The organism is Betaproteobacteria bacterium, assembly GCA_016791345.1.
Taxonomy (GTDB): domain Bacteria; phylum Pseudomonadota; class Gammaproteobacteria; order Burkholderiales; family JAEUMW01; genus JAEUMW01.
This window is the reverse complement of record JAEUMW010000397.1, coordinates 1-5319: the sequence shown is the minus strand read 5'-3', so window position 1 is coordinate 5319 and position 5319 is coordinate 1. Positions and strand designations below refer to the sequence as shown.

Annotated in this window: 5 protein-coding genes; all 5 read left to right on the top strand. The window is 66.1% G+C overall.

Annotated elements, in window-relative coordinates:
- Positions 1-18: 18 nt before the first annotated feature.
- On the top strand, positions 19-1308 hold the full coding sequence (locus JNK68_15225; GenBank protein MBL8541696.1) for an NAD(P)/FAD-dependent oxidoreductase: 1290 nt from the start codon (positions 19-21) through the stop codon (positions 1306-1308).
- Positions 1309-1364: 56 nt separating this feature from the next.
- Positions 1365-2795 carry a cytochrome ubiquinol oxidase subunit I gene (locus JNK68_15220; protein MBL8541695.1) on the top strand — a complete coding sequence of 477 codons (1431 nt, stop codon included), beginning with the start codon at positions 1365-1367 and terminating at the stop codon, positions 2793-2795.
- Between the two features lie 2 nt (positions 2796-2797).
- A complete protein-coding gene (gene cydB, locus JNK68_15215) occupies positions 2798-3808 on the top strand; it encodes a cytochrome d ubiquinol oxidase subunit II (protein MBL8541694.1) in 1011 nt (336 codons plus the stop codon).
- A complete protein-coding gene (locus JNK68_15210; GenBank protein ID MBL8541693.1) occupies positions 3808-3948 on the top strand; it encodes a DUF2474 family protein in 141 nt (46 codons plus the stop codon). Before cydB ends, JNK68_15210 begins: the two co-directional genes overlap by 1 nt.
- A gap of 311 nt (positions 3949-4259) precedes the next feature.
- On the top strand, positions 4260-5319 hold a 1060-nt coding region (locus tag JNK68_15205; GenBank protein MBL8541692.1), incomplete at its 3' end, for a transposase.

Genomic DNA, 5319 nt, shown 5'->3' with positions numbered 1-5319 from the left:
GGAGCGCATCGCGTCGTCATCGTCGGCGGCGGCGCCGGCGGGCTGGAGCTTGCGACCCAGCTCGGCGACAAGCTCGGCAAGCGCGGCAAGGCGCACGTCACGCTGATCGACAAGGCGCGCACCCACCTGTGGAAGCCGCTGCTGCACGAGATCGCCGCCGGCAGCATGGACCTCGGCGTGCACGAGCTCGACTACCTCGCGCAATCGCACTGGCACCACTTCGTCTATCGCGTCGGCGAGATGACCGGGCTCGACCGCACCCGTCGCGAGGTGCGCGTGGCACCCTTCGTCGACGACGAAGGCCGGCAGGTGACGCCGGAGCGGGTGATCCCCTACGACACGCTGGTCATCGCCGTCGGCAGCTTCGGCAACGACTTCGGCACGCCCGGCGTCAAGGAGCATGCGATCCAGCTCGACACGCCGCCGCAGGCGAAGCGGTTTCACGGTCGACTGGTCAATGCGCTGATTCGGGCCCACGCCCAGCACGAGCCGCTCGCCGAGCATCAGCTGCAGGTCGCGATCATCGGCGCCGGCGCCACCGGCGTCGAGCTTGCGGCGGAACTGCACAATTCGACGCGGCAGCTCGTCGCCTACGGCCTCGACCGCATCGATCCGAAAGAGGACATCCGGCTGTACGTGATCGAGGCGGCAGATCGCATCCTCCCCGCTCTGCCGCCGCGCCTGTCCGAGGCCGCCGAGGGTCTGCTCGTCGGGCTCGGGGTGGTGGTGCGGAAGTCTTCACGCGTGGCGGAGGTGACCGAACGCGGAGTGCGGCTTGCGAGCGGCGAACTGATACCGGCGGAGCTGGTGGTGTGGGCGGCCGGCGTGAAGGCGCCGGACTTCCTCAAGGATCTCGATGGCCTCGAGACCAATCGCATCAACCAGCTCGAGGTGCGCGACACGCTGCAGACCACGCGCGACGACAACATCTTTGCCCTCGGCGACTGCGCTGCTTGTCCCTTGCCAGACAAGGAGGGCAACGTCCCGCCGCGCGCTCAGGCAGCCCACCAGCAGGCCTCCTTCCTTCTGAAGCAGATACGGCGGCAGATTGCCGGCGAGCCGCTGCAGCACTGGCGTTACCAGGACTTCGGCTCGCTCGTCTCGCTCGGCGAATATTCCACCGTGGGCAGCCTCATGGGCGGACTCATCGGCGGCAGTCTCACCATCCAGGGCTATTTCGCGCGGATGATGTACCTGTCGCTCTACAAGATGCACGAGTACGCGCTGCACGGACCCGCCAAGGTCGCGCTCGACACGCTGGCGCGGATGATCACGCGGCGCACCGAGCCGCACGTGAAGCTGCACTGACGCGCAACCCTGCCTGCCCGGGAGGGTCACACCCCAGCTGACCGCACACGATCGCCATGGAAGCCCTCCTGCTCGCGCGCATCCAGTTCGCCTTCACGGTCTCGTTTCACATCGTCTTCCCGGCGCTGACGATCGGCCTGGCGAGCTATCTCGCTGTGCTCGAAGGCCTCTGGCTGCGAACCGCACGCAGTGTCTACATCGACCTGTATCACTTCTGGTTGAAGGTATTCGCGGTGGCCTTCGGCATGGGTGTGGTCTCGGGCCTGGTGATGGCCTACCAGTTCGGCACCAACTGGAGCGAGTTCTCGCGCTTTGCGGGCGGCGTCACCGGCCCGCTGCTGACCTACGAGGTGCTGACGGCATTCTTTCTCGAAGCCGGGTTCCTCGGCGTGATGCTGTTCGGCCTCTCCCGCGTCGGACCCGGTCTGCATTTTCTGTCGACCGTCGCCGTCGCCGTCGGCACGCTGATCTCGGCCACGTGGATTCTTGCGTCCAACAGCTGGATGCACACGCCGCAGGGCCACGAGATCATCGACGGACGGGTCGTGCCGGTCGACTGGATCGCCGTCATCTTCAATCCCTCGTTCCCGTACCGGCTCGCGCACATGGTGACGGCGGCCTTCCTCGCGACGGCACTGATGGTCGGCGGCGGCGCTGCGTGGCACCTGCTGCGCGGGCGCGACAGCGAACCCGTGCGTGTGATGCTCTCGATGGCGATGTGGATGCTGCTCGCGGCGGCACCGCTGCAGGCGTTCATCGGCGACGCGCACGGCCTCAACACGCTCGAACACCAGCCGGCAAAGCTGGCGGCGATCGAGGCCCACTGGGAGAACCATCCGGGCGAAGGCGTCCCGCTGATCCTCGTCGGCTGGCCCGACATGCAGGCCGAGATCACGCGCTACAAGATCGAGATTCCGCGCGCCGGCAGCCTGTTGCTGACACACAGCTGGGACGGCGAGATCCCGGCCCTGAAGGACTTCGCGCCTGCCGACAGACCCAACTCGACGATCGTGTTCTGGACTTTTCGCGTGATGGTGGGCCTGGGCTTCCTGATGATCGCGCTCGCTCTCGCCGGGCTGTGGCTGCGCCGCGGCGGGCGCCTTCACCGCTCGCGGCCCTTCCTGCGCTGCGCCCTGCTGATGGCGCCGAGCGGGCTCATCGCCATGCTCGCCGGCTGGTTCACCACCGAGATCGGCCGCCAGCCGTGGATCATTCAGGGACTGATGCGTACCGCCGAAGGCGTCTCCGCGCATAGCGCAACGCAGCTTTCCATCAGTCTCGCACTCTTCGTCCTCGTCTATTTCGCGGTATTCGGCGCCGGCACCGCGTATCTGCTGCGATTGATAGGCAAGGGGCCAGTGACCGACGAAGCCGGAGAACCCGTGGAGGGCGGACCGGGACGGCCACGCCATCCGGGCCGGCCGCTCTCGGCGGCACCGGAGAGCACCGCACGCAACCGCGACCTCGCACCCGCTCCGGGAGCATGACCATGGGCATCGATCTGCCGCTGCTGTGGGCGATCATCATCCTCTTCGGGGTGATGATGTACGTGGCGATGGACGGGTTCGATCTGGGGATTGGCATCCTCTTCCCGTTCTTCGACGCCAAGGAGGACCGCGACGTGATGATGAACACGGTCGCGCCGGTGTGGGACGGCAACGAGACCTGGCTCGTGCTCGGCGGCGCCGGATTGCTTGCGGCCTTCCCGCTCGCCTACTCGGTCGTGTTGAGCGCCTTTTACCTGCCGTTGATCCTGATGCTGATCGGCCTCATCTTCCGCGGCGTCGCGTTCGAGTTCCGCTTCAAGGCGTTACCCGGCAAGCGCCGCATGTGGGATCAGGCGTTCATCGGCGGCTCGGTCACGGCGACCTTCTTCCAGGGTGTGACCCTGGGTGGCTACATCGACGGTGTGCCGGTCAGGAACGGGCAGTTCGCAGGGGGCACCCTCGACTGGCTGACGGCGTTTTCGCTCTTCACCGGTTGCGGGCTCGTCGCCACCTACGCCTTGCTCGGAGCCACCTGGCTCGTCATGAAGACCGACGGCTCGCTGCAGCAGCGCATGCGGTCCGTCGCCCGCGCCTTGGCGATGGTGCTGCTGGCTTTCATCGCCGTGATCAGCATCTGGACGCCGCTTGCCCACGAAGAGATTGCACGGCGCTGGTTCACGCTGCCCAATCTGCTGTGGTTCGCGCCGGTCCCGGCGCTCGTGACGCTCGTCACGTGGCAGTTGCTGAGAACGCTGCGCGGCGATGCTCACGCAGCGCCCTTCGTACTGACGCTGGCGCTCGTCTTTCTCGGCTACAGCGGGCTCGGCATCAGCCTCTGGCCGAACATCATTCCGCCCGACATCTCCATCTGGGAGGCCGCCGGACCGCCGCAGAGCCTCGGATTCGCGCTGGTCGGGGCCCTACTGATCACGCCGATGATCCTCATGTACACGGCGTGGGGTTACTGGGTGTTCCGCGGCAAGGTGCGCCACGGCGAGGGCTACCACCACTGATGCACGACCGTTCGCCCGGCAGGTGGCTGGCGCGCATCGGCTGGCTCGTCGTCTTCTGGATCGCGGGCGTCGCGGCGCTCGCCGTGGTCGCGTGGCTGGTCAAACTCGGTATGAATGCTGCCGGGATGTCGGTTCGTTAGGGTGGAGACCTATTGAACGCGGCGAGGCGCGCGCGGCAAGCGCAAGATCTCCCGCGTAGCCAACCGAATGGCTGAGAACCCACGGCTGCTTTGCACGTTTCAATCTACCCCGTCCAGCGATCCGCCGCTGAAGCGGAATCCGCGTTCGTCTACGAAATGGGAGGCAGTCTCCTTCGAATAAGCCCGCGTTGCGATTCTGGAAGTGCGTGAACGCGTATAACCCATAATCCTAGAAGCCTCATTTGATCGAATGCGATCGACCTGAGAATGAGGCAGGCTGTGGTTTTCGAGACTCTGGTGGGGGTCACCCGATGGGTGAGTCGAAGTTGAAGCGAATGGAGGTGCTGACGAGGCTGAATCCGGGCGGTGGCTTGCAGACGGTCGGCGGCCGAGTGCAAGTGCGCTGGGAGAGCGAGAGCGCGGCCACGCCGATGGGTCAGCTGGCGTACTTCATCGAATTTCTGACATTGACCGGGTTGTGGTCGCGTTGGCAGGAAGGCTACCCGCTGGCCTATGCCAGCCCGAACGCCCCGAGCAAGGCGGAGATTCTGGGCACCTGGATGCTGTCGATTCTCTCGGGCCACAAGCGCTATTCGCATGTGACCGGGATCCGCTGCGATGGGATCAATCCGGGACTGTTGGGGATGAGCAAGGTGATCAGCGAGGACGCGCTGCGTCGGGCGCTGAGTGCCACCCCCGAAGCCGAGGGCGTGGCCTGGCTGGACGCTCACCTGGACCAGAGCGTGGCGCCTCTGCTCGATGCGCCGTGGATTCTCGACGTGGACACCACCGTCAAGCCGCTCTATGGCAAGCAGGAGGATGCGGTCGTTTCCTACAACCCGAAGAGGCCGGGCCGCCCGTCGCACACCTATCACACCTACCTCATGGCAGGCCTGCGTCTGGTGGTGGGCGCCGAAGTGCGTGCCGGTAACGAACACTCGGGTAGCCACAGTCTCCCGGGGCTGTTGAAGATCCTCGACACGCTCCCCGCGCAGCGGCGGCCCAAGATCGTGCGCGGGGACTGCGGCTTGGGCGCGCACACCCTCATGGCCCCGCTGGAGGCTCGGCAGCAGCCTTATCTGTTCAAGCTGCGGCTGTCGAAGAACGTCAAGCGCCACATCGAGCGCGTGTTCTGGGATGCTGGCTGGAACAATGCCGGTCAGGGCTGGGAAGGCAAGGACGGTCGTCTGCGACTGGCCGGATGGCCGACCGAGCGGCGCGTGATCGTCTTGCGCCGTGCGCTCACGGGCGAGCTGTTGCTGGCAGCGCCAGACAACGCTCAGGGGCTGCTCGGTTTCGTCGAGACCGACCGCAAGGGCGGCAAACGCGTGACCGGCTATGAGTACGCCGTGCTGGTCACCAATCTCGACC